This is a genomic window from Microbacterium sp. CIAB417 (assembly GCF_022788845.1).
This window is the reverse complement of the sequence record NZ_JAHZUT010000005.1, coordinates 218,877-244,737: the sequence shown is the minus strand read 5'-3', so window position 1 is coordinate 244,737 and position 25,861 is coordinate 218,877. Positions and strand designations below refer to the sequence as shown.

At 71.1% G+C, this 25,861-nt stretch carries 25 protein-coding genes; 9 read left to right on the top strand and 16 right to left on the bottom strand.

Annotation, left to right across the window (positions count from 1 at the left end):
- Positions 1–158: 158 nt before the first annotated feature.
- From KYX17_RS21985 to KYX17_RS21965, 5 genes are all read right to left on the bottom strand, one after another.
- On the bottom strand, positions 159–1,157 hold the full coding sequence (locus tag KYX17_RS21985; protein WP_243229549.1) for an NAD(P)-dependent alcohol dehydrogenase: 999 nt from the start codon (positions 1,155–1,157) through the stop codon (positions 159–161).
- A gap of 1 nt (position 1,158) precedes the next feature.
- A complete protein-coding gene (locus KYX17_RS21980; protein WP_243229548.1) occupies positions 1,159–1,374 on the bottom strand; it encodes a helix-turn-helix transcriptional regulator in 216 nt (71 codons plus the stop codon).
- Positions 1,374–1,820 (bottom strand): hypothetical protein, encoded by a 447-nt coding sequence (locus KYX17_RS21975; protein ID WP_243229547.1) that lies wholly within the window; start codon positions 1,818–1,820, stop codon positions 1,374–1,376. Before KYX17_RS21975 ends, KYX17_RS21980 begins: the two co-directional genes overlap by 1 nt.
- A gap of 84 nt (positions 1,821–1,904) precedes the next feature.
- The gene (locus KYX17_RS21970) at positions 1,905–5,552 is read right to left on the bottom strand and encodes a proline dehydrogenase family protein (RefSeq protein WP_243229546.1); all 3,648 of its coding nucleotides are present in this window, start codon (positions 5,550–5,552) and stop codon (positions 1,905–1,907) included.
- A gap of 98 nt (positions 5,553–5,650) precedes the next feature.
- Complete coding sequence (locus KYX17_RS21965; protein ID WP_243229545.1) at positions 5,651–6,079, bottom strand: DUF4190 domain-containing protein; 429 nt, start codon at positions 6,077–6,079, stop codon at positions 5,651–5,653.
- A 106-nt stretch (positions 6,080–6,185) separates the two neighbouring features.
- Here KYX17_RS21965 and KYX17_RS21960 point away from each other — a divergent pair, with 106 nt between their 5' ends.
- Both KYX17_RS21960 and KYX17_RS21955 read left to right on the top strand, forming a co-directional pair.
- Complete coding sequence (locus tag KYX17_RS21960) at positions 6,186–6,878, top strand: hypothetical protein (protein ID WP_243229544.1); 693 nt, start codon at positions 6,186–6,188, stop codon at positions 6,876–6,878.
- Entirely contained in the window at positions 6,875–7,423 is a 549-nt protein-coding gene (locus KYX17_RS21955; RefSeq protein WP_243229543.1) for a hypothetical protein, read from the top strand. The genes KYX17_RS21960 and KYX17_RS21955 overlap by 4 nt, the downstream gene beginning before the upstream one ends.
- A gap of 337 nt (positions 7,424–7,760) precedes the next feature.
- Here the strand turns inward: KYX17_RS21955 and KYX17_RS21950 are convergent, their stop codons facing one another.
- A complete protein-coding gene (locus KYX17_RS21950) occupies positions 7,761–9,212 on the bottom strand; it encodes a hypothetical protein (protein WP_243229542.1) in 1,452 nt (483 codons plus the stop codon).
- Between the two features lie 33 nt (positions 9,213–9,245).
- Positions 9,246–9,806 carry an acyl-CoA thioesterase gene (locus KYX17_RS21945; RefSeq protein WP_243229541.1) on the bottom strand — a complete coding sequence of 187 codons (561 nt, stop codon included), beginning with the start codon at positions 9,804–9,806 and terminating at the stop codon, positions 9,246–9,248.
- A 142-nt stretch (positions 9,807–9,948) separates the two neighbouring features.
- On the opposite strand from KYX17_RS21945, the gene KYX17_RS21940 reads away from it, so the two are divergent.
- Entirely contained in the window at positions 9,949–10,455 is a 507-nt protein-coding gene (locus KYX17_RS21940; RefSeq protein WP_243229540.1) for a GNAT family N-acetyltransferase, read from the top strand.
- Positions 10,456–10,572: 117 nt separating this feature from the next.
- Here the strand turns inward: KYX17_RS21940 and KYX17_RS21935 are convergent, their stop codons facing one another.
- From KYX17_RS21935 to KYX17_RS21925, 3 genes are read right to left on the bottom strand one after another with little or no spacing between them, the layout of a single operon-like run.
- The gene (locus KYX17_RS21935; protein ID WP_243229539.1) at positions 10,573–12,300 is read right to left on the bottom strand and encodes a cytochrome b/b6 domain-containing protein; all 1,728 of its coding nucleotides are present in this window, start codon (positions 12,298–12,300) and stop codon (positions 10,573–10,575) included.
- 4 nt (positions 12,301–12,304) lie between these two features.
- Complete coding sequence (locus tag KYX17_RS21930; protein ID WP_243229538.1) at positions 12,305–13,276, bottom strand: electron transfer flavoprotein subunit alpha/FixB family protein; 972 nt, start codon at positions 13,274–13,276, stop codon at positions 12,305–12,307.
- Positions 13,277–13,278: 2 nt separating this feature from the next.
- Positions 13,279–14,055 carry an electron transfer flavoprotein subunit beta/FixA family protein gene (locus tag KYX17_RS21925; RefSeq protein ID WP_243229537.1) on the bottom strand — a complete coding sequence of 259 codons (777 nt, stop codon included), beginning with the start codon at positions 14,053–14,055 and terminating at the stop codon, positions 13,279–13,281.
- Positions 14,056–14,191: 136 nt separating this feature from the next.
- Here KYX17_RS21925 and KYX17_RS21920 point away from each other — a divergent pair, with 136 nt between their 5' ends.
- The 3 genes from KYX17_RS21920 to KYX17_RS21910 are packed head-to-tail and all read left to right on the top strand — an operon-like array spanning position 14,192 to position 15,640.
- Positions 14,192–14,728 (top strand): MarR family winged helix-turn-helix transcriptional regulator, encoded by a 537-nt coding sequence (locus KYX17_RS21920; protein ID WP_243229536.1) that lies wholly within the window; start codon positions 14,192–14,194, stop codon positions 14,726–14,728.
- A 1-nt stretch (position 14,729) separates the two neighbouring features.
- The gene (locus KYX17_RS21915; RefSeq protein WP_243229535.1) at positions 14,730–15,200 is read left to right on the top strand and encodes an SRPBCC family protein; all 471 of its coding nucleotides are present in this window, start codon (positions 14,730–14,732) and stop codon (positions 15,198–15,200) included.
- Positions 15,197–15,640, top strand: a complete 444-nt coding sequence (locus KYX17_RS21910; RefSeq protein ID WP_243229534.1) for a YdeI/OmpD-associated family protein — start codon at positions 15,197–15,199, stop codon at positions 15,638–15,640. Before KYX17_RS21915 ends, KYX17_RS21910 begins: the two co-directional genes overlap by 4 nt.
- Before the next feature lie 41 nt (positions 15,641–15,681).
- Here the strand turns inward: KYX17_RS21910 and KYX17_RS21905 are convergent, their stop codons facing one another.
- From KYX17_RS21905 to KYX17_RS21890, 4 genes are read right to left on the bottom strand one after another with little or no spacing between them, the layout of a single operon-like run.
- Complete coding sequence (locus KYX17_RS21905) at positions 15,682–16,458, bottom strand: enoyl-CoA hydratase-related protein (protein ID WP_243229533.1); 777 nt, start codon at positions 16,456–16,458, stop codon at positions 15,682–15,684.
- Between the two features lie 34 nt (positions 16,459–16,492).
- On the bottom strand, positions 16,493–17,374 hold the full coding sequence (mmsB, locus tag KYX17_RS21900; protein WP_243229532.1) for a 3-hydroxyisobutyrate dehydrogenase: 882 nt from the start codon (positions 17,372–17,374) through the stop codon (positions 16,493–16,495).
- The gene (locus tag KYX17_RS21895) at positions 17,371–18,525 is read right to left on the bottom strand and encodes an acyl-CoA dehydrogenase family protein (protein ID WP_243229531.1); all 1,155 of its coding nucleotides are present in this window, start codon (positions 18,523–18,525) and stop codon (positions 17,371–17,373) included. Before KYX17_RS21895 ends, mmsB begins: the two co-directional genes overlap by 4 nt.
- Positions 18,526–18,581: 56 nt before the next feature.
- On the bottom strand, positions 18,582–20,084 hold the full coding sequence (locus KYX17_RS21890; RefSeq protein WP_243229530.1) for a CoA-acylating methylmalonate-semialdehyde dehydrogenase: 1,503 nt from the start codon (positions 20,082–20,084) through the stop codon (positions 18,582–18,584).
- Positions 20,085–20,212: 128 nt separating this feature from the next.
- Between KYX17_RS21890 and KYX17_RS21885 the strand changes: the two genes are divergently transcribed.
- Together KYX17_RS21885 and KYX17_RS21880 are read left to right on the top strand one after the other, a co-directional pair.
- Positions 20,213–21,421 carry an acetyl-CoA C-acetyltransferase gene (locus tag KYX17_RS21885; RefSeq protein ID WP_243229529.1) on the top strand — a complete coding sequence of 403 codons (1,209 nt, stop codon included), beginning with the start codon at positions 20,213–20,215 and terminating at the stop codon, positions 21,419–21,421.
- A 7-nt stretch (positions 21,422–21,428) separates the two neighbouring features.
- Positions 21,429–22,991: an enoyl-CoA hydratase/isomerase family protein gene (locus tag KYX17_RS21880; protein WP_243229528.1), complete on the top strand. Its 1,563-nt coding sequence runs from the start codon at positions 21,429–21,431 to the stop codon at positions 22,989–22,991.
- A 92-nt stretch (positions 22,992–23,083) separates the two neighbouring features.
- Here the strand turns inward: KYX17_RS21880 and KYX17_RS21875 are convergent, their stop codons facing one another.
- Both KYX17_RS21875 and KYX17_RS21870 read right to left on the bottom strand, forming a co-directional pair.
- Positions 23,084–24,337, bottom strand: a complete 1,254-nt coding sequence (locus tag KYX17_RS21875) for an HNH endonuclease signature motif containing protein (RefSeq protein ID WP_243229527.1) — start codon at positions 24,335–24,337, stop codon at positions 23,084–23,086.
- Positions 24,338–24,443: 106 nt separating this feature from the next.
- Positions 24,444–24,890 (bottom strand): hypothetical protein, encoded by a 447-nt coding sequence (locus tag KYX17_RS21870; RefSeq protein ID WP_243229526.1) that lies wholly within the window; start codon positions 24,888–24,890, stop codon positions 24,444–24,446.
- A gap of 375 nt (positions 24,891–25,265) precedes the next feature.
- On the opposite strand from KYX17_RS21870, the gene KYX17_RS21865 reads away from it, so the two are divergent.
- Positions 25,266–25,832, top strand: coding sequence for an antibiotic biosynthesis monooxygenase (locus KYX17_RS21865; protein WP_243229525.1), 567 nt, complete (start codon positions 25,266–25,268; stop codon positions 25,830–25,832).
- Positions 25,833–25,861: the final 29 nt, after the last annotated feature.

Here is a 25,861-nt window from a genome sequence, read left to right as displayed (position 1 = left end):
TCGGAAGAGATGCGGCGGACGCTGTCCAGGGGCCCGGCGGGCCTTCGACCCGGAGCTCTTGCTGAGGCGGGGAAGATGCGACACGGGCACGCCAGATGACATTGTGTCATCCGCCGCTGAGAACGCGCCAGATCGCGGCCGCGCGGCGTGCTCCGCGCTCACGCGCCGCGCACCACGACCTTCCCGACGGTGTGCCCGGCCTCGACATGGGCGAGGGCCTGGGCGGCCTCCGCGAAGGCGTACTCGCGCTCGATGACCGGGGTGAGGAGTCCGTCGTCGACGAGCTCCAGGAGCTTGTGGAGCACCTCGGGCCGGGCGGTCGCCGCGAGAGAGCGGATGCGGCAGTGCGAACCCATCGACAGGACGGCTGCCGCCAGGATCCGCGGGATGGGCCCGAGCACCGCCCCGCCCTCGCCGCCGATGAGGACCACGACGCCTCCGGGAGCGGCGAGCCGTCGGAGCTGTCGCAGCGTCGTGCCGCCGGCGATGTCGAGCACGGCGTCGAAGCGTCCGGCGGGGAGCTCCGCGAGCGGAGTCTCCCGATGGTCCAGTGTGCGGGTCGCACCGAGCCTCTCCAGCAGCGCGGCGCTGCGTGCCCCGGCGGAGGCCCACACCTCCGCGCCGCGCAGCGCCGCGAGCTGCACGGCGAACGTGCCGACGCCTCCGGAGGCGCCGATGATCAGCACGCGCGGCACGGTGCCCTCGCGCAGGCCGACCTCCGCGAGGTCGAGCGCCTGCCAGGCCGTGCCTCCGGCGATCGGAAGCGTGGCGGCGAGCGCGGGCGGGACGTGCGGGGGCCTGGGGACCAGCCGCGACGCCGCGACGACCGCGAACGCGGCGAGCCCGCCTCCGCCGGCCAGTTCCCCGACCACATCCTCGCCGACCTCGGCGCTGACGACCTCCGGCCCGACCGCGGTCACCGTGCCGGCGACGTCCATGCCGCGCACCGGCTGCTTCGGTCGGCGGAACCCGAAGACCGGCCGGACCAGCAGCGGGTCCCCATGCAGGACGTGCACGTCTCCCGCGTTGAGCGCCGTGGCGCGCACCCGCAACACGACCTCGCCCCGGCCGGGCACCGGGATCGGCACCTCCTCCGGCAGGGTTCCGGCGGCGGGGCCGTAGGACTCGCGTCGCCACGCCGTCATCGTCTCGGTCATCTCAGTCCTCCGGGTACTGGAACAGGTCGTCGATCCCGACGCCGAAGGCGCGGGCGATCTGGAAGGCGAGTTCGAGCGTCGGCGAGTACTTCTCCTGCTCGATGGCGATGAGCGTCTGCCGCGTCACGCCGACCCGCCTGGCGAGTTCGGCCTGCGTGAGCCCCGCCTGCTCGCGGTTCGCGCGGATCGTGTTGGTGACCAGGGTGGGCTTGACCATCACACGAGCCCCCGGCGATAGGCGATCACGCGGGCGATGCTCCCGATGACGGTCGAGACGGCGAAGCCCAGGAACATGGTGTTCGCGATCCAGAACACGTCGGCGCCGACGGCGCACAGCGCGATGACGCCGAGGCCGGCGAGGACGAGGAAGGCCTGCTCGACCCTGGCGCCCATCCGATTGATGTCGCGATCGCGCACATCGCTCCTGCCGACGTCGTCCGGATCCTTCGCTCCCGCGATCATCCCCCACAGGATGCTGAGCACGATCGTGGCACCGATGCTGATGCCGATCGCCCACAGCATCAGCGGGAACCAGTCGACTCCGGTCAGCGGTCCTCCGCCCGCGGCCTGCAGCACGACGATCACGTACCCGATCATCACGACGACGCTGACGATCAGGGTCGACCAGGTGTTGCGCTCCTCGTAGACCATGATGACCTCCATGTAAAAGATTCTTTACACGGACGGTACGCCTGCACCGGCCGCAATGTCAAGTATTCTTTACATCGCGGTCGCGGACGGCATCGGTCAGATGACGGCGGCGCTCCAGTCGTCCTGTCGTCCGAACCGATGCGCGGTGATCGAGATCGCCTGCTCGTGGAGGAACGGCAGCAGTTCGATCCGGCCCGCCGCCGTGACCTCTCCGTCGTGGATCGCGAGACCGGGGTCGCCGGCCGTGGCTTCGGAGAGCAGGCCGTGCACCTCGGCGACGGCGTCCCGTGAGCCGACCAGCCGCACCCGTGACGGGCGGGGCGGCGCGTCGGGATCGCCTTCGCGGGCTCCACCCCCCGCCATCCTCTGCACCCATTCGGCATCCGACTCCACGGCGACGGCGGCGCCGAGATCCGTCAGGGTGCGCCGCACGTCCGCCGGCAGCCCGACCGGCGTCGAGACGAGGAACTCCGCCCCGCTGCGGATGGCCGCCACGATCACGCGCAGCAGCTCGTGCCAGCCGGCATCCGACGTGGCCCGGATCGAGACCCCCACCGGCCGGTAGCGCAGCAGGTTGCGCTCCACTCCCAGACGGGACACGTCGCGCACCTGCCCGAACTCGCGATCCCACGCGATGGCGTCCGACAGCGCAGCACGGCGCAGCCACTCGAACCGCTCGAAGTCCAGCGACGGCTGCGCCGCCTCGATGAGGTCCGTGATCCTCGCGTCGAGTCCGCGCAGGTGCAGCGTGCTCGAGGCCGGACCTCCACTGCTCGCCCGCCAGGTCCCGAGGCCGATCAGATGATGGGGTCCTCCCGCTTTGGCGCCCGGGCCCGCCGTGGAGCGCTTCCAGCCGCCCAGAGGCTGGCGCTGCACCACCGCACCCGTGATGTCGCGGTTGACGAAGAGGTTTCCCGCCTCGACTCCGTCCAGCCACGTCTCGAGGTCCTCCGGATCACGCGTGTGCAGTCCGGCCGCGAGCCCGGAGGCCACGGCGTTCTGCAGCTCGATCGCACGGGCGAGGGTGGGCGCGTGCAGGATGCTGAGCACCGGGCCCGCGGCCTCTTCGAGGTGCGCCGGGGATCCTGGGAGGACGCCGACGCGGATGCCGGGGCTCCAGAGTCGTCCGCTGACATCGCCGGCCAGGGGCTCGGGGCGGACGAGCCAGCGCTCATCGGCCGCGAGGTCGTTCAGCGCGCGGGCGAGCGCGCCGCCGGGCCGTTCGAGGAGCGGACCCACATCGACCCGGGGCTCAGCCGGCCACCCGACCCGAAGAGAGCGGGTGGCGTCGGCGAGCTGACGCGCGAAGCGCCGCGAGCGGCCCACCGAACCGACGAGGATCGCCGAGGACGCCGCCGAGCGGTTCTGCCCGGCGTGCGCGAACGCGCTGCGGACGAGATCCGCGACGGCCTGATCCAGGTCGGCCGACGGCATCACCACCATCGTGTTCGGGCCGCGCGTCTCGGCATGCAACGGCAGGTCCGTGCGCCAGGACCGGAACTCCACCGCCGTGTCCCACGAGCCGGTCAGCATCACCCGGTCGACGTCGGGGTGGGCGATGAGCGATCGCCCGAGCGGGCCCTCCGACACGTCGACGAGCGCGAGCACATCGCGCGGGATGCCGGACTGCCACAGGATCTCGGTGAGGACCGCCGCGCTGCGCCGGGCACCCGGCGCAGGCTTCAGGATGACTCCGGAACCGGCGGCGAGCGCGGCGAGGACGCCTGCGGCAGGGGTCGCGAGCGCGGAGTCGGCCGGCGGCGTGACGACGGTCACCCGGGACGGGACGAACCGCGCTCCGGGCACGGCGTCGAGCTCCCGTGCGGTGGCGGCGTAGTAGCGCGCGAGGTCGACGATCCGACTGACCTCCCGGTCCCCCTCGGAGAGGACGGTGCCGATCTCGTGCGCAGCGATCTCGATGAGGTCCGCGCGACGCGATTCCGTCGCCACGGCGGCTCGCAGGAGCGCATCGGCCCGTTCAGCCGCGGGACGCCCTCCCCAGTCCTCGCCGGAGCGGCGGACCCGCGCGACGACCGCGTCGATCGCAGCCTCGTCCGAGGCGAGCGCCGCCTCGATCGCGGTGACGCCCAGCGTGGAGCCCGCGACGCTGGCTCGGATGCCGCGGGCCCACTCCCGATTCGCCGCGAGAGACAGATCGGTGTCCGGGGCGTTCGCGAAGCCCGGCGCCCCGCCGGCATCCGGTTCCGCCTCGTGCCGCGAGTACACGGCGGTCTCCAGGAACGGATCGCCCTCTGAACCGCGCGAGATCCCGAGCACGATGTCGGTGAGATCCGTCTCGACCTTCGGCGCGGCCGGAGGCGTGCGCGCGGATTCGTGCACGGGGGCGCGTCGGTCCTGGGTCCGCAGCGGCCCGGAGCGGAGCGTCGGCTGCGCCGACCGGTCGAGCGCGTCGAGGAATCGGCCCTGCGCGCGCACGAACCGGCTCTCGTCCACGGCGACGGAAGCGGCCCCCGACAGCGAGGCCGCTGCGCTCTCCTCCACGACACGCGCGAGCTCGCCGACCGCGACATCGAGCTCGTCGGGGTGCACGACGGGGACGGACCGGCGCACCGGTCCGACGTCCTTCGAGACGGCGGCGCGGCACCCCTCGGCGACGCCCGGCGACAGCACGAACTCGACGTCTGCGCGCCCGTCCGTGGTTGGGGTAAGACCCCGATCGGTCGCGAGGAGCCATGCGTACGCGATGACGAACAGGTCGTGTCCGCCGAGGCCGATCCGCACCGCCGAGGTGTTCTCGGGGGTCAGCGCCTCGTCCAGCATCCGCAGGAGATTGGCATCCGTGTCGAGCTCGGTGTCGTAGGCGGCCCGCGGCCAGCCGTGCACCACTGCATCCGCCCGCTCGGTCCGGCCGTTCGCGCCCTTCACCAGGCGCACCGTGACGCGCGCACCGCCGTGCTCGACGCGATCGCGTGCCCACGCCGTCAGCTCGCGCAGCGCCGGCAGCGCGTCCGGGAAACGGGCCGGCAGGGCGATTCCCGCTTCGAGGGCGACCAGACGCGGATCCTCGAGGATGCGCGTGAGCACCGCGATCGTGAGATCGAGGTGCTCGTACTCGGCCACGTCCAGGGTGATGACCACGCCCTGAGCGAGGGCGGTGACGGCGAGCGGGAGCAGGCGCTCCGCCGCGGCATCCACCACCTCATCGAAGGACCACAGATCCGCATGCGGCAGGATCGAGGCGACCGTGACGGTCACGCGGTCCACGTCGGGGCGGCGGATGAGCTCGTGGATGCCGTCGAGTCTCCGGGCCGCCTCGGCCTCGCCGAGCACGGCCCCACCGAGCAGCGAGAGGTCCAGCGTCGCACCGGTCTCGCGGATCCGTCCGATCGCGGCGCCGAGCCTCGCCGCTCGCGCGTCGAGCACGAGAGGGCCGACCAGATCACGCAGCGCCCGGCGGACCAGCGGCACAGTGGCGGCGGGTAGCGCGGGCGCGATCCCCCCACCGACGCGCACGGCACCGCGGAGGAAACGCGGCAGCACGTCGGGGGCATCCGGAGCGATCCGTCGCAGTTGTGCCGCGGCAGCACTCAGGCTCTCGGGGCGCAGCACGCCGTCCAGCAGAGCGAGCGTGAACGAGAGTCCGCGCTCGTCTCGGAGCACCTCGTCCCGTCGCCGGGCAGACGGATCGGGCTCGACGATCCCCGCCTCGGCGACCCAGCGGCGCACCAGGGCGATCGCGCGCTCGGCGATCGGATCGGAGAGCGAATCGGGAGCAGCGGGCATGGCCTCAGCCTAGGAGCGGCCCCGTCCTCCCGCGCTGAGGCACGTCGGACGTCCGGCAGGCGGAGGCCGCCCTCCGCCGCGGAACAGGAACTCGGCCCCTACGCGGTGAACGCCGGGATGAGGGCGACGATCCCGAGGGTGACGACCACGCTGGTGAGGAATCCGAGTCCCGAGAGCACGAGGCCGACGATCGAGAGCACGCGTCCCGGCTTGCCCCGCAGCGCGACGATGCCCAGCACGATGCCGACCAGACCGATGACGATGCCCACGATCGGGATCCATCCGGTGAGGAAGGCGATGATCCCGACCACGAGCGTCACGATCGCGAGGCCGCCGATTCCGGCGGGCGGCGCCGAGGATGTTCCCGCGAACGCGGAGGACCCGCCGTATCCGAGGTACGGCGCCTCGTTGGCCGTGGGCTGGTCTCCGGGGACCGCACCTTCGGGGTTCGGGATCGGCACGGCGGGGTCGGGGTACGGGCTGCGGGCCCGGTCGTAGGGTTCGCGGTTCACACCGTCATCGGACATGTCTGCTCCTCCGGTCCGCGGTCGGCATCGGCGGGACCGCTGATCTGAGCGTAATCGGCGGGCCCGGCGCTTCTCCAGCATGTGCGGCGAACCCTATGCTGATCCCGTGGCAGAGACGGGGGCGGTGCAGAGCGCCGTGGAGGGGGCGGTGGCGCCGGCATCCGGCCCGTCGCCCGCGCCGCGGACGCCGACGTCGAAGAAGTGGGTCACCGCCGTCGCCGACCGCGTCTCGACGAAGTGGATCGGCGGCATCGCGACCGCGCTGATCCTCGGTGCGACGGCGGCCTTCGGCGGCCTCGGTACGGTTCCGGAGCCGCCCCTGCCCGAGCTGTCCGCCGGTGAGACCTTCACGGGCGCCGGCCTGGAGATGACGCCGCAGCGCGCCGTTCTGATCGACGAGCTGAGCGACACCGGGGTCACGCCGGCGGAGGGCGAGCGCCTGCTGGTCCTGCTCGTGGACGTGACCAACATCGACGACACCGCGCGCCCGGCGACGGCGACGGGCAGCGTGGCCGAGATCCGGGTCGACGACGCCCCGGACGTCGCGGGCGCGATCGCACGCTACGACGACACGACCCTCAATCCCTGGTTGCAGCCGGGCGTACCCGCTCCGCTCGTGCTGACCTGGGCCGTCCCCGCCGATGCCTATGCGGGTGGAGACGAGCTGCGCGTCGCCCTCCACACGGCGACCGAGTACTCCGGCGAGTTCTTCATCCACGGGGACTACTGGGAGGACGTCGAGGTCGGCGCGTACGCGACGCTGTCCATTGAGGATGTCGGAGCGGGGGTGACCGAGTGAAGCGCGCTCTCCCGTGGCTCCTCACGGCGGCGCTCCTGGCCGCCGCCTGGCTGGTAGCCTTCGCCACGCCCGACGACTCGGCCTCGGTCGAGCCGTTCGTCGTTCCCGCCGCCATCGGAGAGGAGGCTATGGGGCGCGAGTTCGCGCTGACCGTGCAGCAGGTCCGCATCTCGGACGGCGTGAACGCGCCGAACGGATGGAGTGCGGACGGCACCTGGCTGCTCGTCGACGTTGACGTCCGCTCCACCCTCGAGCAGACCGGCAGCCTTCTGGGCGGCGCCGAGCTGACGATCGGCGACCGCTCCTTCCGGGCGAGCGAGCGGATGCCGTCGATGTTCCGGGAACAGGTCGTCACGGGCGTCTCACGCACCGGCATGCTCGCCTTCGAGCTTCCCGGGGACGTGCTGACGGGCACCGGCGTCCTGCGTCTCTCCCTCGATGACGACACGCGTGCCGACTCGGTGGCGGAGCTCCGCATCGACCTCGACGAGCTGGAGCGCGTCTCCGACGCCGAGATCGTCGCGACCGATTGGACGAACCCGTGACCGGGTGGTGGCGGCGCAACCGCCTCGCCGTGGTGGCCGTCGCCGTGCTCGCGCCCGTCACCGCGGTGGCGGTCGTCTGGCCGGCCTGGTCGAACGTGTTCCTCTACGAGGCCAGTTTCCCGATCGACGCCGACGCCGACGAGTCCGTCGAGTTCGCCGGCGCCACCTGGGGACCCGTGCGCGCCAAGGATCTCACCGGCACGGAGGGCCTCGTCGCTCCGCGGGACGCCAGGGTGATCGCCGTCGCCATTCCCGTGGACCCGCAGGCCGAGGCTCCCGGGTGCTCCGCGCCGCAGCTCGTCGAGCAGAGCACGGGGCGCCAGTGGGAGGAGATGCGCTACGAGCTCGGCGTCGAGTACTCGTCCGAAGAGCCCACGATCTGCGTCACGCCCGAGGAGGACGAGGACGGCGAGCCGCTGCCGGTGGCCCCGTACGAGATCATCGTCCCGTTCATCGTGCCCGCGGACGCCGAGGGGCCGTTCTGGATCGAGGTGACCCCGGCGTCGGAGCTTCCGACGTACCTGAGGTTCTCGATCGACCCCTGACCTCCGGCCGGTTTCGCCGCTGCTTCGACGTGCCGCTGACGGCGCAGCGCGCCCAGCGAGGCGTCGTACGCTCCGGCCACGACGCCGATGCGGATCGGCTCGACGACGACGGCGATCACGAGCAGGATCCCCTCGCTCAGCACGCGCCAGAACGACGCGAGATCGTGCGGGCCGAGCAGCCGCGAGATCACGAGGTCCAAGGTCGTCTCCCCGGCGAGCACGATCGTGTAGAGCAGCACGAACGTGCCGATGAGCAGGGGACCCGCGCGCCACATCAGAACGATCGCGTCGATGATGGGCGTGAAGCGCGACGTGAACTCGGCTCCGAGCTGTCCCAGCATCCGCCGCAGGATGCCGGGAACCCGGTCGAGGTGGGTGCGCGCTCGACGGTACAGGGCGACGTCGAGCGCCGGCTTCTCGGCCGCGATGGCCTGCCCGTAGATGACGCCCGCGATCGCGAGCCACGCGAGCGGTTCGACAGTGAGCCCTGCAAGCTGTCCGATGAACCATTCGACGCCGTCCCACACCCAGGCGAGCGGCGCGACCTGGTCCGCCAGCCATTCCCGCGCCTGGATCGCCCACTGGATCCCGACGCGGGTGTCGACCCAGTGCTGCAGGGATTCGAGGGCGTCCTTGATCACCATGATCGAGAGGCAGACCCAGACGGCCTCGAGGTACACCGCGAGGACGGAGAACGGCGCCGGAAGCTTCTTCGGCCATTTCTTCCAGGCCCAGCGTCCTGCGAAGGCGATGACGATCAGGATGCCGGTGACGACGTCCAGGGTCAGGTTGCTGCCGACGGCACCGGTGGGGACCTCGGAGCCGTCCAGGATGGACTGGAACCGCAGGCCCGAGCGCACGGCGAGTGCGCGGGCGTCGTAGGCGATGACGTCGTCCTGCAGCATCCCCCAGGCGGCGTAGATCGCGAAGAACGGCAGGATGCTGGCCAGCAGCGTGTTCAGGAACGTCCGCCGGCGTTCCTCGGCGGACGGCGGCACCGGGGCGATCTTCTGCAGCTCGCGCAACCCGTCCCGGATCACGAGGAACATGGCGACGAAGCTGATCAGCCGGGCGAGGATCGCGAGCGGGAGAAGCAGGATGCCGCCGACGCTCGTCCACGCTCCGACGTACCCCGCGAGCTGGATCGCGCCGAAGTGCACCAGATGACCTGCCAGGAACCACGCCACGAGGGCCGGCCAATGCCCGGCGAGGACACGGCCGGTCGAGGCGAGGAGGGTCAGCACGAGGCTACGTTAGCGCCAGCCCCGCGCCGGGCACTACGACCAGATGCTCGGCGCCTCGGCACGCGTCGGCGGCAGGGCGGACGCCGTGGCCCACTCGTGCATCCACGGCTCGACGTCGGGTAGCCCCTCCGGACGTCCGACGGCCGCGAACAGCTCCTGGTGCGTGAGGGTGCCCCCGGTGCGCTTGAGCATCCGGGCGCGCACGATGACGCGCGCGTAGATCTCGCCGCCCACGACCGCGCGGTGCTCCATGTAGATCGCCTTGTCGTCGTGGCCCAGCAGCCGCGACTCGACGTCGAATCGCTGCCAGAGCTCCAGCGACTTGCGGAAGGTCACCGTCTCGGCCGAGACGACGGCGTACCAGCCGTTGCGCTTCATCACATCGCTCATGCCGGTGCGGATCAGCAGATCCCAGCGGCCGAGATCGAACAGCGACAGGTAGCGCCCGTTGTTCATGTGGCGGAGGACGTCGATGTCGGTGGGGAGGGTCGTCAGGCGGATGCGGCCGATCTCGGTGGGCGCGATCCGCCCCTCGCGTCGCACGCGCCGTCGCGCGTTCCACATCACGAGCAGGGTCCGCCAGATCACGTTCACAAGGTGCGAGAGTAGCGAGCCGCGCACCGAACGGGTATTCCGTTGTGGCCGTCTCACAATCCCTGAGCTCGTGCTCCGGCACCCTCGGCTTCTACACGCGGTAGATTTCCGGTTCTCCCGAGCCGCGCGTAGAGTCACGGGCATGAGCGCCGAAGCCCAGCCAGATGTCATCGTCCGTCCGGTCCGTGATGTGGATGCGGAGGCTCTGGGACGCGTGCACGCGCAGTGCTGGCACGAGACCTACGACCACCTGATCAGCAAGGCAGCACTCGAGAAGGTCTCGCCTCGGCGGCTCGCCGAGCTGTGGACCCACTGGGCCGTCCAGGGCCCCGAGTTCAAGATGAGCGCCGCGCTCGTGGACGGCCAGATCGTCGGCTTCGTCGGCTCCGGCCCCGCCCGCGACAAGGATGCTCCCGCGAACCGCGAGCTGTACTTCATCTACCTTCTGGATGCCTGGCACTCCACGGGTCTCGGACAGAAGCTGTTCGACGCCGCGGTCGAGAAGGACGAGCCGCTGTACCTGTGGGTCGCCGAGGACAACCCGCGCGCTCACCGCTTCTACACGCGCAACGGGTTCCACCTGGACGGCGCGACGCACACCGAGCCGTTCCTCGGCGAGACGCTCACCGAGGTCCGCTTCGTTCGCTGATCCCACCACCCGTGAGACCTCTCATGGCTGACGAAACCCCGTCCTGGCAGCGTCGCCAGGACGGGGTTTCGTCACTCGGACGGGGTCTCATCGCTCGAATGGGGCCCGGGCGACGGGTCAGCGTCCCGAGACGGTGCCGAACAGGCGCGCGATCGGGGCGATGACGAGCGGACGGGCGGCGATCCACGCCGCGGCGATGACGACGAGCGACGCCACGAACATCCAGAATCCCGTCCAGTTGTCGGCGTACGCCGTCGGATCCGTCGACCCCTGCGCCGCATACATGTGGTTGAGGTTGCGCAGCGCACCGGTCGAGAGGACGAGCGCGACGTGGACGAAGATGAACGCGACGAAGTAGAGCATGACGGGGAAGTGCACGGCGCGCGCCCATTCGATCGGGTACGCCTTGCTGAGGCGCTCCGCCTTCTTCGGCCACATGCCGCTCATGCGGAACCCTGTCACGGCGGCGAGCGGGGCCGCGAGGAAGATCGTCGCGAAATACGCCAGCTGCTGCAGGCTGTTGTAGTTGGCCCACCCGTTCTCGGTCGGCCAGTCCAGCGAGACGTACTGCAGCGCCGCGGACACCGCGTTCGGGAAGACCTCCCAGCTCGTGGGCACCACCCGCATCCATTGGCCCGTGACGAACAGCAGCACGACGAACACGACGCCGTTGAGCAGCCAGAGGACGTCGAGAGCCTGGTGGAACCAGATCGTCAGACTCGTCTTGCCCTTCGGGTCGTTCCGCGGCGTCCAGAACGCCGTCGGGCGCTTCTCCCCCCGGATGCGCAGGCCCGAGCGGATGATCAGCACCATGAGGAACACGTTGAAGAAGTGCTGCCAGCCGAGCCAGGCGGGAAAGCCCACCGGCGCTCCTTCGGGGAGGTGGTACTCGCCGGGATAGGTGGCGACGAAGTCCGCCATGCCGTCGAGCGACAGGAGCCACCGCACGAAGAACACCGCCATCCCCGCGGCGAACAGCAGCCCCGCGCCGCCGACGATCACGACGCCCGCCCACTGCGCCCTGGTGAACGGTCCGAGGCGCTGGGGCTCCGGCGCGGGGGCCGGGTGGCGCGGCGCGGCGCCATGGTGGACCGTGAGCGGGAAGGGCAGCGGTGTGTCGAGCGGTACGCCGGAGGGGGTCCCCGTCGTCGTCGAGGCCGCGCTGCGCTGCGGCGCGGACGGCAGGGTGGTCGTGGACGCTTCGGATGCCGCGGGCAGGGAGTCCTCGGATGCTCCGGGCGAAGAAGGCGCGGCGGCGACCACTCCCGCGGGCGGCCACGGTTCCCCGCCCGGCACACGCGGCAGCCCGCGACGGAGGGCTCCCGCCGCGTCGGAGGCCGGCGCACCGGATGCCGGATGCTCCGCGGCCACAGCGCCGGCGCCCGACGTGTCGGCGCTCGGGCCGGACGGACCCGCGTCGGAGGACGGCAGGGTGCTCGGCGAAGACGCCGAGGTCGCTCGGGCGGCGGTCGCTGCGGCGGCCGCGCCGGCAGCGGTCACGCCAGCGGGCGGAGTGGTTGCGGTCCCCGCGAAAGCACTCCCGGCAGCAACGACCTCGGCGGGCGGCCACGGCTCCCCGCCCGGCAGACGCGGCAGCCCGCGGCGGAGAGGACCCGCGGGCTCAGGTCCCGCACCGGACTCGCCGCCCTGCGGACCGGAAGCGACTCCGCCCGCCGGCACCCCGGCCTCACCGGCCGGCACCGCCGCCTCATCCGACGCCGCGACCGCTTCACTGAGCGCGTCGCCTCCGACCGTCTCCGGACCCGAGACGCGCTCGTCGGTCAGCACGTCCGCCGGAGGCCACGGCTCGCCGCCGGGCACGCGAGGCAGTCCGCGGCGCAGCATCCTGCTACTTCCCCCGCGCTTCGAGCGCCTGGATGACCTGCGGGACGACCGTGAACACGTCGCCGACGATGCCGAAGTCCGCGATGTCGAAGATCGGCGCCTCGCCGTCCTTGTTGATCGCCACGATGGTCTTGGCCGTCTGCATGCCCGCGCGGTGCTGGATCGCGCCGGAGATGCCCAGCGCCACGTACAGCTGCGGCGAGACCGAGACGCCGGTCTGGCCGACCTGATGCGCGTACGGGATGTAGCCGGCGTCCACCGCGGCGCGCGAAGCGCCGACGGCTGCACCCAGGGCGTCGGCCAGCTGCTCGACCAGCGCGAACTGCTCCTTGGAGCCGAGCCCCCGACCACCCGAGACGACGCGCGCCGCCCCTCGCAGTTCGGGCCGCGACGACTCCTGCTCGATGGCCTCGACGGGGCCGGCGGTCGCCGCGGCGGCGCCGGATCCGACCACCTCCAGCTCCTCGACGGCCGGGGAGGCGACTGCTTCTCCGCGCGCCTCGACCGCGCCCTGCCGGACGGTGACGATCGGGGCGCCGTAGGTCGGGGCGGAGTCGACGAGATAGGCGCCGCCGTAGACCGAGTGATGCGCCACGACGCCCTGGTCGTCGCGCGAGACCCCGATCGCGTCGACCGACAGGGCGCCTCGCGTCCGCACGGCCAGCCGCCCGGCGACGTCGCGTCCCACGATCGAGTTCGACACGAGCACGGCATCCGGCTGCACGCGCGCATAGGCGGTGTGCAGAGCGTCCACGAGCGGGACGATCAGCTGCGTGTCGTCCACCGCGGCGGTGAGCACCACGGCGGCTCCGGCTGCGGCCGCGGCATCCACGGCGCTCTGCGCGCCTCCCGGCACCAGCGCGATCGGGCTGCCGATCGTCGACGCCGCGCCGAGGAGGGCCGACGTGCTGGGGGCGGCGTCGCCCGCGGGCGTCACGTCGACGAGGACGAGGATCGGGTTCTCGGGGTAGCCCATGCTCACACCAGCCTGTTCTGCACGAGGAACTCGACCAGCCGGGTGCCGGCGTCGCCCTCATCGGTGATCTTGATGCCCGCTGCACGCGGCGGCTTCTCGGCGACCGACGTCATGATCGTCCGCGGTGCGGCACCGGGGTCGGCCGAGACGCCGAGGTCCGCGAGCGCGAGCACCTCGAGCGGCTTCTTCTTGGCCGCCATGATGCCCTTGAAGTTGGGGAACCGTGCGTCCGGCAGCGCCTCGGTGATCGAGATGACCGCCGGCAGGGCGGCCGAGACGGACTGCGACCCGGCATCCGTCGTCCGCGTGCCGGTGATGCCGTCCGCCGTGATCTCGACCGCGCTGAGAGCAGTGGCCTGCGCGAAGCCGAGGTGTTCGGCGAGCATCGCCGGGATCATGCCGCCCGAGCCGTCGGTGGAGAGGTTGCCCGTGATCACGAGATCGGGCTCGGCTCGACGGATCGCCGCCGCGAGCACTTCGGCGGTCAATCCGAGGTCCGCGCCGGAGAGCTCCTCGTCGACGACATGCACGGCGGAGTGGGCGCCGATCGCGAGCGCCCGCCGCACGGAGGCGGTGGAGGACTCCGGCGCCATCGACAGCGCCACCACCTCGGTCCCCTCGTTGCCGTCGGCATAGGAGAGGGCGACCTCGAGCGCGCGCTCGGTGATCTCATCCAGGACGACGTCACCGGCCGCGCGATCGGCCAGGCCCGTCTCCAGGTTCAGCTTCCGATCGCCATAGGTGTCCGGCACCTCTTTGACCAGGACGAAGATCTTCATCGATTGCTCCTCACGACACTCCGATTCTAGTCCGGTGGGACTGAGTACCACCCCACGGGGAGGTACTCCGGGCGCTGCGCTTCCGAGCGTAGCGCGCCGCCACGACACGGCGGCAGGGCCGGGTACCGTGGAATCCGTGACCCGATCCCGTCCGCTGCCCATCGATCCGCTCGCCGAGGCGAAGCGGCAGTGGCTCGCACACGGGTGGACGGATGCCGCGGACGGCATGACCGTCGTCATCTCCGTGATGCGCGCCCAGCAGCTCCTCCTCGCCAGAGTCGACGCGGCGCTCAAGCCCTTCGAGCTGTCCTTCGCCCGATATGAGATGCTGCGTCTGCTCGCCTTCAGCCGCGCCGGGCGCCTGCCGCTGTCGAGCGTGGTGTCCCGACTGCAGGTGCACGCCACGACCGTCACGAGCACCTCGGACCGCCTGGTGCGCGACGGACTGATCGTCCGCGAGCCGCACCCGCACGACGGACGCGCGGCCATGCTCGCGCTCACCCCGGCGGGCCGCGAACTCGTCGAGCGCGCCACCGCCGCGCTGAACACCGAGGTGTTCACGAACCCGGGCATCAGTCCGGAGGATGCCTCGGATCTCGTCGCGATCGTCGCGCGCCTGCGCAAGGACGCCGGGGACTTCAGCGACCCCCGCCCCCAGCCGGACCCGCTCTGACATGGCACGGTTCGTGCTCGAGACGCTGATCGCCGCCGAACCCTCCCAGGTGTTCACGGCATCGCTCGATCCGGGACTGCACGTGCGCTCGATGCAGCGGTACGGCGAGTCGATGCTCGAGCGGCCCGCCGGCGGCGCCTTCGCCGAAGGGTCCACGGTCACATGGCGCGCGCGGCATTTCGGCATCCCGTTCCGCCTGCGCTCGATCGTGTTCGACATCGATCCGCCGCACCGGTTCTGCGACCGGCAGATCGCGGGGCCTTTCACCGCCTTCCTGCACGAGCACGAGTTCTCGGCGCACCCCCGCGGAACGCTGATGCGGGACACGATCACGTTCCGTTCGCCGTTCGGGCCGATCGGGCGCCTCGTCGACCGGCTGTTGCTGCGCGCGTATCTGCGACGGCTGATCGCGGAACGCAATCGGATCCTCGCCGACGAGATCGAGGGACGCGGGCGTACGCTGGCCGCATGAGCGAACTGCGCCTGCACACGATCCTCGAAGCCCAGGGCCCGGCGGCGGCCATCCTTCTCACCGACGAGCAGGTCGCCTCGTTCGGCGCCGGCAAGTCCTTCCCCGTCGTCGTCTCGATCGGCGATCGCAGCATCCGACTCCGCCTCGCGCGCATGGGCGGGGCGAACATGATCGGGTTCAGCAAGGCCGCCCGCGCCGAGTTGGGGCTGGACATCGGGCAGGAGATCGACGTCACGATCCGCGTCGACACCGAGGAGCGTCCGATCGAGATCCCGCCCGCGCTCGCCGAGGCGCTGGATGCGGATGCCGCGGCCAAGGAGGCCTTCGACGCGCTGGCGCCGTCCAAGCGCAAGGAGATCGCCCGGCAGATCGCCGAGGCGAAGGCCGAGGACACCCGCGCCCGCCGCCTCGAGAAGGCGCTCGCCGGTCTGCGCGGCTGAGGGGGACGCCGACGCCGCGCTCCTGCCGGTCGGCGAGGACGTCATCGGTTCTCGAACCGCGGCGACCTCTTCTCGCGGAAGGCCGCCATCCCCTCTTTCTGATCCGCCGTGTCGAACAGGGCCGCGAAGGCCCGCTTCTCGTGCGCGAGGCCATCGGCGAGCGTCGTCTCCATCGCGGCGTCCAGCGCCGCCTTCGCCGCGTACACGCTCGGCAGCGACTTCGACGCGATCGTCTCGGCGAGCGCCGAGGCCTCGGAGAGGAGGTCGGATGCGGGCACCACCCGCGAGACGAGACCGACCCGCTCCGCTTCCTCGGCGCCGATGATCCGCCCGGACAGCACGAGCTCTGCCGCCTTGTAGTAGCCGACCGCGCGGATGAGGCGCTGCGTGCCGCCCATGCCGGGGATCACCCCGAGGTTGATCTCGGGCTGCCCGAACTTCGCGGTGTCCGCGGCGAGGATGATGTCGCACATCATCGCCAGCTCGCATCCGCCGCCCAGGGCGAACCCGCTGACGGCCGCGATGACCGGGGTGCGCACGGCGGCGAAGTCGTTCCAGGCGCCGAAGTGGTCGGTGTCGAGCATCTCCTGCGCCGACATCGCCTCCATCTCCTTGATGTCGGCTCCCGCGGCGAAGGCCTTCTCGGACCCGGTGACGACGATCGCGCCGACGCCGTCGTCGGCGTCGAAGGCGACCGCTGCGGCGGTCACCTCTTCCGACATCCGCGCGTTCAGCGCGTTCAGTGCCTGCGGGCGGTTCAGGGTGATCCAGCCCACGCGTCCGCGCTGCTCGATCCGGATCGTCTCGTACTCGCTCATGCCGGTCCTCTCCGTCGGCTCCAGTATGCCCGCCTCAGGACGCGTCCCGGATGTCGGTGATGATCCCGGAGAAGTCGCGCGTCGCCCCGTCCCCGGCGGCGAACGCGGCGTAGATCTGCTGCGCCAGCCGCCCCAGGCGCGCGTCGGTCCCGGTCTGCTCGATCGCCTCGAGCGCGAGGCCGAGATCCTTCGCCATGAGCGCTCCCGCGAAGCCCGGCTGATAGTCCCGGTTGGCGGGACTGGTGGGCACAGGGCCGGGCACGGGGCAGTTGGTCGTGAGCGCCCAGCACTGGCCGGAGGCGTTCGAGGCGACCTCGTACAGCGCCTCGTGCGTGAGTCCCAGGCGCTCGCCGAGCACGAACGCCTCGCCGACGACGATCTGCGACACCCCGAGGATCATGTTGTTGCACGCCTTGGCGGCCTGGCCGAGGCCGGGGCCGCCGCAGTGCACGATGCGCCTGCCCATCCGCTCCAGGATGGGCAGGGCCGCGGCGAAATCCTCGTCCGAGCCGCCCACCATGAACGCCAGCGTGGCGTTCTCAGCTCCCACGACGCCTCCGGACACCGGTGCGTCGACCTGACGGTGACCCGCTGCGGCGGCGAGCGCATGCGCCTCCTGGGCGTCCGCCACCGCGATCGTCGACGACTCGATGAACAGGGTTCCGGGGGATGCGGCGTCCAGGAGCCCGGTCCGGTAGGCCTCCAGGACGTGCGCTCCGGCCGGGAACATGGTGATGACGACATCCGCGGATGCCGCGGCATCCGTCCCCGTGTCGGCGATCGGGACTCCGGCCGCTGCTGCGGCCTCACGCGCCTGCGGCACCACGTCGTAGCCGCGGACCTCGTGTCCGGCGGCCAGGAGATTGCGGGCCATCGGCAATCCCATATGACCGAGCCCGAGGAATGCGATCTTCATGATGCGGCCTTCAACGTCTCGCGTCCCACGATCAGCTGCATGATCTCGTTCGTCCCTTCCAGGATCTGATGCACGCGCAGATCGCGCACCACCTTCTCGATGCCGTAGTCCTGCAGATAGCCGTAGCCGCCGTGCAGCTGGAGCGCGCGATTGGCGACGTCGAAGCCGGCGTCGGTCGCGAACCGCTTCGCCATCGCGCAGCGCACGGACGCGTCCGCGGAGCCCTCGTCGACGGCCTCGGCGGCGTCCTGCACCATGAGCCGGGCCGCATGCAATTGCGCGCGCATGTCGGCCACCTGGAACACGATGCTCTGCTTCTCGGCGAGAGGATCGCCGAACGTGAAGCGCTCGTGCACGTACCGGACGGCACGGTCCAGAGCCCACTGCGCTCCGCCCAGCGAGCACGCGGCGATGTTGAGGCGGCCTCCGTCGAGCGCCGACATCGCGATCTTGAAGCCGCCGCCCTCGTCGCCGAGCCGGTCGGAGGCGGGCACGCGCACCTCGTCCAGGATCACCTGGCGGGTGGGCTGCGCGTGCCAGCCCATCTTCTTCTCCGGGGCGCCGAAACTCACGCCGTCGGCGTCCCCCGGGACGAGGAACGCGGTGATGCCGCGCGCTCCCGGCTCGCCCGTGCGCGCCATCACGACGTACACGGCGGCCTCGCCCGCGCCGGAGATGAACTGCTTGACGCCGGTGAGGACGTAGTCGTCGCCGTCGCGGATCGCGCTCGTGGCGATGGCCGCGGCATCCGATCCGGCACCCGGCTCGGTCAGGCAGTATCCGCCGAACCCGGACATCCCGGTCAGAACGGGCAGCCACCGCGCACGCTGGGCGTCGTCGCCGTAGCGGTCGATCATTCCGACGACCATGTTGTGGATCGAGATGTACGACGCGACCGCCGGATCGCCCTTGGCGAGCTCCTCGAAGATCGCGACGGTGTCAGCGCGGGACAAGCCGGTGCCGCCGTACTCCTCGCCGGCGTAGATGCCGCCGAGGCCCAGGTCGCCGGCGCGTTCCAGGCTCTCGCGCGGGAACAGGTGCTTCTCGTCGCGCTCCAGCGCGTGCGGGGCGAGCTCGGTCTCGGCGAACTCGCGGACCGCCTGCAGGATCGCGGCGCGTTCCTCGGACGTCGTCGTGGTGATGAGGCTCATGTGTTCTCCTTGCTGCGTTTCTGCTCGCTGCGCTCGCTCGACGAATGAAGAGGGGATCAGCGCGTGGTCGGCATGACGAAGCTGGCTCCTTCGCGGATGCCGGCGGCAGGCCACCTGCTCGTCACGGTCTTGGTCTTCGTGTAGAAGCGGAAGGCGTCGGGGCCGTGCTGGTTCAGGTCGCCGAAGCCGCTGCGCTTCCAGCCGCCGAAGGTGTAGTAGCCCAGGGGAACGGGGATCGGGACGTTGACGCCGACCATCCCGACGTTCACGCGGGCCGCGAAGTCGCGGGCGGCGTCGCCGTCGCGTGTGAAGATCCCGACGCCGTTGCCGAACTCGTGGTCGGAGGCCATCGCGAGCGCCTCCTCGTAGTCGCGTGCCCTGGCGATCACGAGCACCGGCCCGAAGATCTCCTCGCGGTAGATGGACATGTCCGTGGTGACGTGGTCGAACAGGGTCGGGCCGAGGTAGAAACCGTCCTCGTGTCCGTCGACCACGAGACCTCGACCGTCGGCGAGGAGGGTGGCTCCGGCATCCACCCCCTGCTGGATGTACGCTTCGACCCGCTCGACCGCCGCGCGGGTGACGAGCGGGCCGTAGTCGATGCCGTCGGCGAGGGACGGGCCGACGCGCAGGTGGGCGACGCGTTCGGTGAGCTTGGCGGCCAGCGCGTCCGCCGTCTCGTCGCCGACCGGCACAGCCACCGAGATCGCCATGCAGCGCTCGCCCGCCGAGCCGTAGCCCGAACCGATGAGGGCGTCGGCGACCTGGTCGAGGTCGGCGTCCGGCAGGACCACGAGGTGGTTCTTCGCCCCGCCGAAGCACTGCGCGCGCTTGCCGTTGGCTGCGGCGGTGGCGTAGATGTACTCCGCGATCGGGGTCGACCCCACGAAGCCGATGGCCTTCACGCGATCGTCCTCGAGCAGGGCGTCCACCGCCTCCTTGTCGCCGTGGACGACGTTGAGGACACCCGCCGGGAGCCCGGCCTCGAGGAAGAGCTCCGCCAGTCGCACCGGGACCGACGGGTCGCGCTCGCTCGGCTTGAGGACGAACGCGTTGCCGGCGGCGAGCGCGGGTCCCGCCTTCCACAGCGGGATCATGGCCGGGAAGTTGAACGGGGTGATGCCGGCGACGACGCCGAGCGGCTGGCGCATGGAGTACACGTCGATGCCGCTGCCGGCGTCGGTCGAATACTCCCCCTTGAGCAGGTGGGGCGCGCCCGCGGCGAACTCGATCACGTCGAGCCCGCGCTGGATGTCGCCTTTCGCGTCGTCGAACGTCTTGCCATGCTCGCGGGAGAGCAGGCGGGCGAGGTCGTCCATGTCCCGATGCACGAGATCGATGAAGCGCAGCAGCACCCGCGCGCGCTTCTGGGGGCTGGTCGCTGCCCAGGCGGGCTGCGCGGCCTCGGCGTTCGCGACGACGCGTCCGACCTCGTCGGGGCTCGCGAGCGGCACGCGCGCCTGGACAGAGCCGGTGCTGGGGTCGAAGACGTCTGCGAAGCGTCCGGCGTCTGGAGTGAGGAGCGATCCGCCTACGAAATGGGGGATGGTGCGAGTCATTGTGCAAAGTCCCTTCGCGCCGTCATTGGCACAAGCTCAGCTTAGTTTGCCCATCATCGAATTACTAGGGCATCCAACTATCTGCCGGCCGGGCAGGGCGCATAATGCTGTAGAGGGTTGGAGCAGACATGACGGACGCGTACATCTTCGATGCGGTGCGCACACCGCGCGGCCGCAACAGGAGCGGCGCGCTGCACGAGATCAAGCCGGTCGATCTGGTGACGGGCCTGATCGACGCGATCCGGGAGCGCAACCCAGGACTGGATGCCGCGGACATCGACGATGTCGTGCTCGGCGTCGTCTCCCCCGTGGGCGAGCAGGGCGGGGACATCGCGCGCACGGCGGCGCTCGTCGCGGGCCTGCCGGAGTCCGTGCCCGGTGTGCAGGTGAACCGGTTCTGCGCGTCGGGACTGGAGGCCGTGAATCTCGCTGCCCAGAAGGTGGCTTCCGGGTTCGAGGACCTGGTGCTCGCCGGCGGGGTCGAGTCGATGTCGCGGGTGCCCCTCGGTTCGGACGGCGGCGCGCACGCACAGGATCCGACCACGGCCTACGACCATCACTTCGTGCCGCAGGGCATCGGGGCCGACCTCATCGCGACCCTCGAGGGATTCAGCCGCTCGGACGTCGACGCCTATGCCGCGCGGTCGCAGGAGCGCGCCGAGACCGCCTGGCGCGAAGGGCGGTTCGCGCGCTCGATCGTCCCGGTGCGGGACATCAACGGCGTCGTCGTGCTCGACACGGACGAGCATCGGCGCCCCGGTTCGACCGTGGAGTCGCTCGGCCGGCTCCCGGCCAGCTTCGCGGGCATCGGCGAGCGGTTCGGCTTCGACGCCGTCGCCCTGCAGAAGTACCACGGGGTCGAGCGCATCGATCACGTGCACGGCCCGGGGAACTCCTCCGGCATCGTCGACGGCGCCTCGCTGGTTCTCGTGGGCTCCGCAGAGGCTCCCGCCACCGCCCGGCTCACGCCGCGGGCTCGGATCGTGTCGACGGCGGTGGTCGGCTCCGAGCCGACCATCATGCTCACCGGCCCGGCGCCGGCGACGCGGAAGGCTCTGAAGCGGGCCGGCCTGGGCGTGGAGGACATCGACCTGTTCGAGCTGAACGAGGCCTTCGCGGCCGTCGTCATGAAGTGGCAGCGCGATCTCGGCATCCCGGACGAGAAGGTCAACGTCAACGGCGGGGCGATCGCGATGGGCCATCCGCTGGGGGCGACCGGCGCGATGATCCTGGGAACGCTGCTGGACGAGCTCGAGCGCCGGGACCTGCGGCGCGGGCTCGCGACGTTGTGCGTCGGCTCCGGCATGGGGATCGCGACCGTGATCGAGCGAGTGTGAGGGCAGGATGAGCGCAGACGCCGGGTACCGGTGGGATCAGGATGCCGAGGGCGTCGTCACCGTGACCATGGACGACCCGGACGCCGCAGTCAACACCATGAACGCGCACTTCGTGGCGGCCTTCGGGGCGACGATCGAGCGCTTGGAGGCCGAGCGCGACGGGATCACGGGGGTCATCCTCGCGTCCGGGAAGGACAGCTGGTTCGCCGGCGGAGATCTGGTGCAGCTTCGGCAGGCGGATCCGTCCCGGTCGGCCGAGGAGACGGCGCGCGTGGAGCACGTGAAGTCGCTGCTGCGCCGGCTGGAGCTGCTGGGGCGCCCGGTGGTCGCGACGCTCACCGGTTCGGCGCTCGGCGGAGGCCTCGAGGTGGCGCTGGCCGCGCACCGGCGCATCGCGGCGTCGGATGCCCCGCGGGCACGGTTCGGCCTTCCCGAGGTGTCCCTGGGGCTGCTGCCCGGTGGCGGGGGAATCGTGCGCACGGTGCGGATGCTCGGTCTGCAGAAGGCGCTGGAGCAGGTGATCCTGCCGGCGACCCTGTTCGACGGCGCGGAGGCGGTGGACGCCGGCATCGTCGATGAGCTGGTGCCGTCTGCGGACCTGACCGCCGCGGCACGGGCGTGGATCGCGGTGAACCCGGAGCCGGTGAAGCCGTGGGACGAGAAGGGCTTCCGGATCCCCGGCGGCGGGCCGAAGGAGGGCTCGGTGGCGAGCATGCTGCCGGCGATGACGGCGCAGTTGCGCGCAGAGGTCGGCGGCGCGCCGCTGCCGGCTCCGCGGGCGGCGCTGGCGGCCGCCGTCGAGGGCGCGTACCTCGACTTCGAGGCGGCATCGCGGGTCGAGACCCGGTACTTCATCCACCTCACTCACACACGGGTCGCGAAGAACATGATCAGCGCGTTCTTCGACCGGCAGGCGCTCAAGACCGAGGGTGGCCGGATGGGGCCTGCCCCCGCCGCGCGGGCGGGGCTGATCGAGGCGGTCGCCGCGGTCGGCGAGGGAGTCGAGCCCGCGTCCGTGGAGCAGGCGGCACGTCAGGCGGGGTACCGCGTCGGAGCACTGCGGCGCGTGGACGAGGGCGCACTCGCGGGAGATTCCCCGGGTGCCGTTGTGCGGGCGGACCGGCTCGCGGGCGTCGCGGAGGAGGTCCTGGCCTGGTTGCGCGACGAGACGCCGCGCCGGGGAGACGAAGCGCCGCACGGCTTCTACGAGTACGACGAGGCCGGCGAACCCGTGCGGATCCGCGCGGACCTGCGCGAGCGCTTCAGGTCGGGCCGTGCGGCGCCCGCGCTGGTCGAGCTCCAGGAGCGGATGCTGTTCGCGGATGCCCTGGAAGCGCTCGACCGCCTGGACGAGGGCGTCTTCGCCTCCGTGGCCGAGGCGAACATCGCCTCTCTGGAAGCCGGCTTCCCGTCGTGGACGGGCGGCGCGCTGCAGTACATGGCGCAGTACGACGGAGGCGTGGCGGGTTTCGCCGCGCGTGCTCAGGCGCTGGCGGATCGGCACGGAAGTCGCTTCGCTCCCCCACCGTCGCTCCTTCGGCTCGTCGAGGACGCGGGCGATCACGCGTAGGCACAAGGCCCCCTGAAGCACGTGCACGCACCGGGCCCAGTCTCCGGTAGGCGCACCGGCCGATCCGGAGCACCGATTGCGGCGCCGACCGATCACACGAACATGACGCGTGGCGGCGGCTCGTCGATGTAGGTATGGCCGACGGGGCTCGTCCACGCGATCACCCCTCCGGGAAGCTGAGTCGCGGACCAGCGATGACGGTCGAGCAGATCGGGGTGCTTCAGCGCATGATGATTGATGCAGAAGCAGGAGAGATTGCAGATCTCGGTGGACCCGCCCTTCGCATGATCGTGATTGTGATCGATCTGGCACCGGCGAGCGATCCTCCGACATCCCGGGAATCGGCAGCGCTGATCTCGCGCCCGCAGATGCCGCTTCATCGACTCGGACGGGGAGTACGCGTCGGTGCGCGTGGCCATGCCGCCGGGATCGAGGAACAGCCGAGACCATGCCGAGGCGTGCGCCGCGAGATCCCGCGCCTGCTCGGGAAGCATCGGCCCGAATCCGTCGAGCTCCGCCATCCGGTCGTCCTCGCCGGTGAGCGTGGTCGCGGCGATCGTGATCTGGATGCTCGCACGGACCGCCTCGGCGGGAGTTCCGGCCACCGTCTCGAGACGACCGCCGAGGAGGAGCTCGAGCGCCACGTCGGCCCGGATCTGGTCCAGAGAGCGCGTGTCCGCGTCCTTCTCCTGAGGGCCGATCACCGGGCGCTGAGCCATGATCTGCTTCGCGATCTCGGTCGCACGGTCGAGAGCTGCCTGGATCAGGTACTCCGGTCCCGAGACCGAGAGCTGCCCGAGGCCGTCGTCGATGGGGAACGCCCGTACCGACCTGTGCTCCAGCGCCGCCCGGTGCCGCTCGGCGACCGTGGTCGGCGCGAGGGATGCGGCCACCGACTTCGCCATCGCCAGCGTGCGCCCCGGGCTCTCGGACACGGCGATCTCCAGGGCGCGCCCCTGATACTCGCTCAGCTCCGGCACCGGCGACGTCGACAGAGCCGACGCACCCGTGATGATCGCGTCCGCATGTCGAGAGGTGATCGCCCCGTCGCGCAGCGCCTCCCACACCAGCGGGAACCGATGCCTGAGCGTGTGCGCACGGTGCATCGCGGCATCCACGACGCCCGGCGAGAGACGCGCCACGGCGGCGAACTCCGCCGCCGCCGAACGCACCGCGATGTCGTGATGCGGCGAATCGAACGGATCATCCTCCAGCAGCAGATCGAACCGCTCGGCGAGAAGGCGGGCGCGTTCGGCCTCGAGAGCGGCGATCTGCGCGTTCACGGCTTCGAACGCCTCGAGCAACGCGACCTCGCGGTCGGCTCGAGTCTCCGTGATGAACGCCATACTTCAGTTTAGGATTTCTCTTCGATATTTGACAAGCCCTTCCGAGTATTGATTCGTATATTTCTCGGGCGAGTGCCGCGTTCCAATACGCCCCAAGGACGGCCGTTCACATGTAGTCGTCGGGATGGAGCTGGCGAAGACCGCGGTTGTGCAGCAGGAACTGAGCACGCAACGGCACGCCGAGCGCCGCCGCCTCGTCCGCCATCGCCGACGCCCACGCGCGATCCTGGCCGTCCAGGACGTTGGGCGCGACGCGTTCCCACACCAGGACGACGGATGCGTTCCCCGTCGCCTCGCGCAGCATCCCGATCCGATGCATCAGCAGATGCCCCTGATCGACGACGCCGAGGTCGTCCGCCTCGGTCTCCTCATGCGGGTCGGCGGGGTAGTCGGCCATGGGCATGATCGGGTCGCCGATGCGCCCGCTCTCCTCCATGAACACCAGCCACAGCTGGCGTCGGTTCGCCTGCCCGAGCAGGACATGCAGCACATCGCGCAGGTCATCGGCCCGATCGAGGACGCGGTCTCTGAGGTTCGTGTCGGCTTCCGTCATGCCCCGATCGTGAAGGATCCGCGCACGGCGCCTCCGCAGGATTCCGCGCCCTGTGGAGAGCACAGCCGCGTTCCGGCGCCTGCAGGACAACTGGTGCGGAGAACCGGTCCGGAGTTCCGCCCGTGTTCACCTTCCGGTCACCTGGAGCGATTACAACTGCAGATGCGCGGAGGATCAGACCGGAATGGGTAGTCAGAGACTTTCCGCGCCGCGGTGAGCCGATCATTGCTCCCGCTCGCGGTTGTCACACCGCGAGAGACCCCCGCCGAATCGGGTCGGCGGGGGTCTCCTTCTTCCCCCGGTACGCCCGGAAGGAGACCGGCGACCGCCTACACTCGTATGCGCCACAAGCATCCGAGAACCCGAGGGCCACCCATGTCCAGCGAACCCGTCACCGTCTCCATCCGCCGCGAGGTCGACCCCGAACGCATCCCCGAGGTGACCGCCTGGGTGCAGGCCGGCGTGAATCTGGCGAACCGGCATCCGGGATTCCTCGGGTCCGGCTGGATCCGCGCCGGGGAGACGTCGCACGTCTGGTACATGCTCTACCGGTTCACGAACGCGGAGACCCTCGACGCCTGGGAGAGCTCCTCCGAGCGCACGCAGTGGCTGTCCCTGGGCGAGGGCCTGATCCGCAGCGAGCGCTCGAAGCGCCGCACCGGCATCGAGGGGTGGTTCGACGAGCCGGCGACGGGAGCGGTGCCGGTGCCCGCCGACGCGCTCCCCGAGGCTCCGGTGCGCTGGAAGCAGGCCGTCACGATCTGGCTGGGCTTCTTCCCGGTGAACCTGCTCTTCACCTACGTGTCCGCACCCATCCCCGGATGGGGCGAGCAGCCGATCTGGCTGCGCGTGCTCGTGACGACCCTGGTGCTCACCCCGGTCATGACCTATTGGGTCCTGCCGTGGGTGACCCGGATGCTGCGCGGCTGGCTCTCACGCTGAGGCGGATGCTGCGGCATCCGCCTCAGCGC

Bases quoted from the DNA above. Each gene is read 5' to 3' on its own strand.
- KYX17_RS21985 (WP_243229549.1), bottom strand. From the start codon at position 1,157: ATGACCGAGACGATGACGGCGTGGCGACGCGAGTCCTACGGCCCCGCC.
- KYX17_RS21980 (WP_243229548.1), bottom strand. From the start codon at position 1,374: ATGGTCAAGCCCACCCTGGTCACCAACACGATCCGCGCGAACCGCGAG.
- KYX17_RS21975 (WP_243229547.1), bottom strand. From the start codon at position 1,820: ATGGAGGTCATCATGGTCTACGAGGAGCGCAACACCTGGTCGACCCTG.
- KYX17_RS21970 (WP_243229546.1), bottom strand. From the start codon at position 5,552: ATGCCCGCTGCTCCCGATTCGCTCTCCGATCCGATCGCCGAGCGCGCG.
- KYX17_RS21965 (WP_243229545.1), bottom strand. From the start codon at position 6,079: ATGTCCGATGACGGTGTGAACCGCGAACCCTACGACCGGGCCCGCAGC.
- KYX17_RS21940 (WP_243229540.1), top strand. From the start codon at position 9,949: ATGAGCGCCGAAGCCCAGCCAGATGTCATCGTCCGTCCGGTCCGTGAT.
- KYX17_RS21935 (WP_243229539.1), bottom strand. From the start codon at position 12,300: ATGCTGCGCCGCGGACTGCCTCGCGTGCCCGGCGGCGAGCCGTGGCCT.
- KYX17_RS21930 (WP_243229538.1), bottom strand. From the start codon at position 13,276: ATGGGCTACCCCGAGAACCCGATCCTCGTCCTCGTCGACGTGACGCCC.
- KYX17_RS21925 (WP_243229537.1), bottom strand. From the start codon at position 14,055: ATGAAGATCTTCGTCCTGGTCAAAGAGGTGCCGGACACCTATGGCGAT.
- KYX17_RS21915 (WP_243229535.1), top strand. From the start codon at position 14,730: ATGGCACGGTTCGTGCTCGAGACGCTGATCGCCGCCGAACCCTCCCAG.
- KYX17_RS21910 (WP_243229534.1), top strand. From the start codon at position 15,197: ATGAGCGAACTGCGCCTGCACACGATCCTCGAAGCCCAGGGCCCGGCG.
- KYX17_RS21905 (WP_243229533.1), bottom strand. From the start codon at position 16,458: ATGAGCGAGTACGAGACGATCCGGATCGAGCAGCGCGGACGCGTGGGC.
- mmsB (WP_243229532.1), bottom strand. From the start codon at position 17,374: ATGAAGATCGCATTCCTCGGGCTCGGTCATATGGGATTGCCGATGGCC.
- KYX17_RS21895 (WP_243229531.1), bottom strand. From the start codon at position 18,525: ATGAGCCTCATCACCACGACGACGTCCGAGGAACGCGCCGCGATCCTG.
- KYX17_RS21890 (WP_243229530.1), bottom strand. From the start codon at position 20,084: ATGACTCGCACCATCCCCCATTTCGTAGGCGGATCGCTCCTCACTCCA.
- KYX17_RS21885 (WP_243229529.1), top strand. From the start codon at position 20,213: ATGACGGACGCGTACATCTTCGATGCGGTGCGCACACCGCGCGGCCGC.
- KYX17_RS21880 (WP_243229528.1), top strand. From the start codon at position 21,429: ATGAGCGCAGACGCCGGGTACCGGTGGGATCAGGATGCCGAGGGCGTC.
- KYX17_RS21875 (WP_243229527.1), bottom strand. From the start codon at position 24,337: ATGGCGTTCATCACGGAGACTCGAGCCGACCGCGAGGTCGCGTTGCTC.
- KYX17_RS21870 (WP_243229526.1), bottom strand. From the start codon at position 24,890: ATGACGGAAGCCGACACGAACCTCAGAGACCGCGTCCTCGATCGGGCC.
- KYX17_RS21865 (WP_243229525.1), top strand. From the start codon at position 25,266: ATGTCCAGCGAACCCGTCACCGTCTCCATCCGCCGCGAGGTCGACCCC.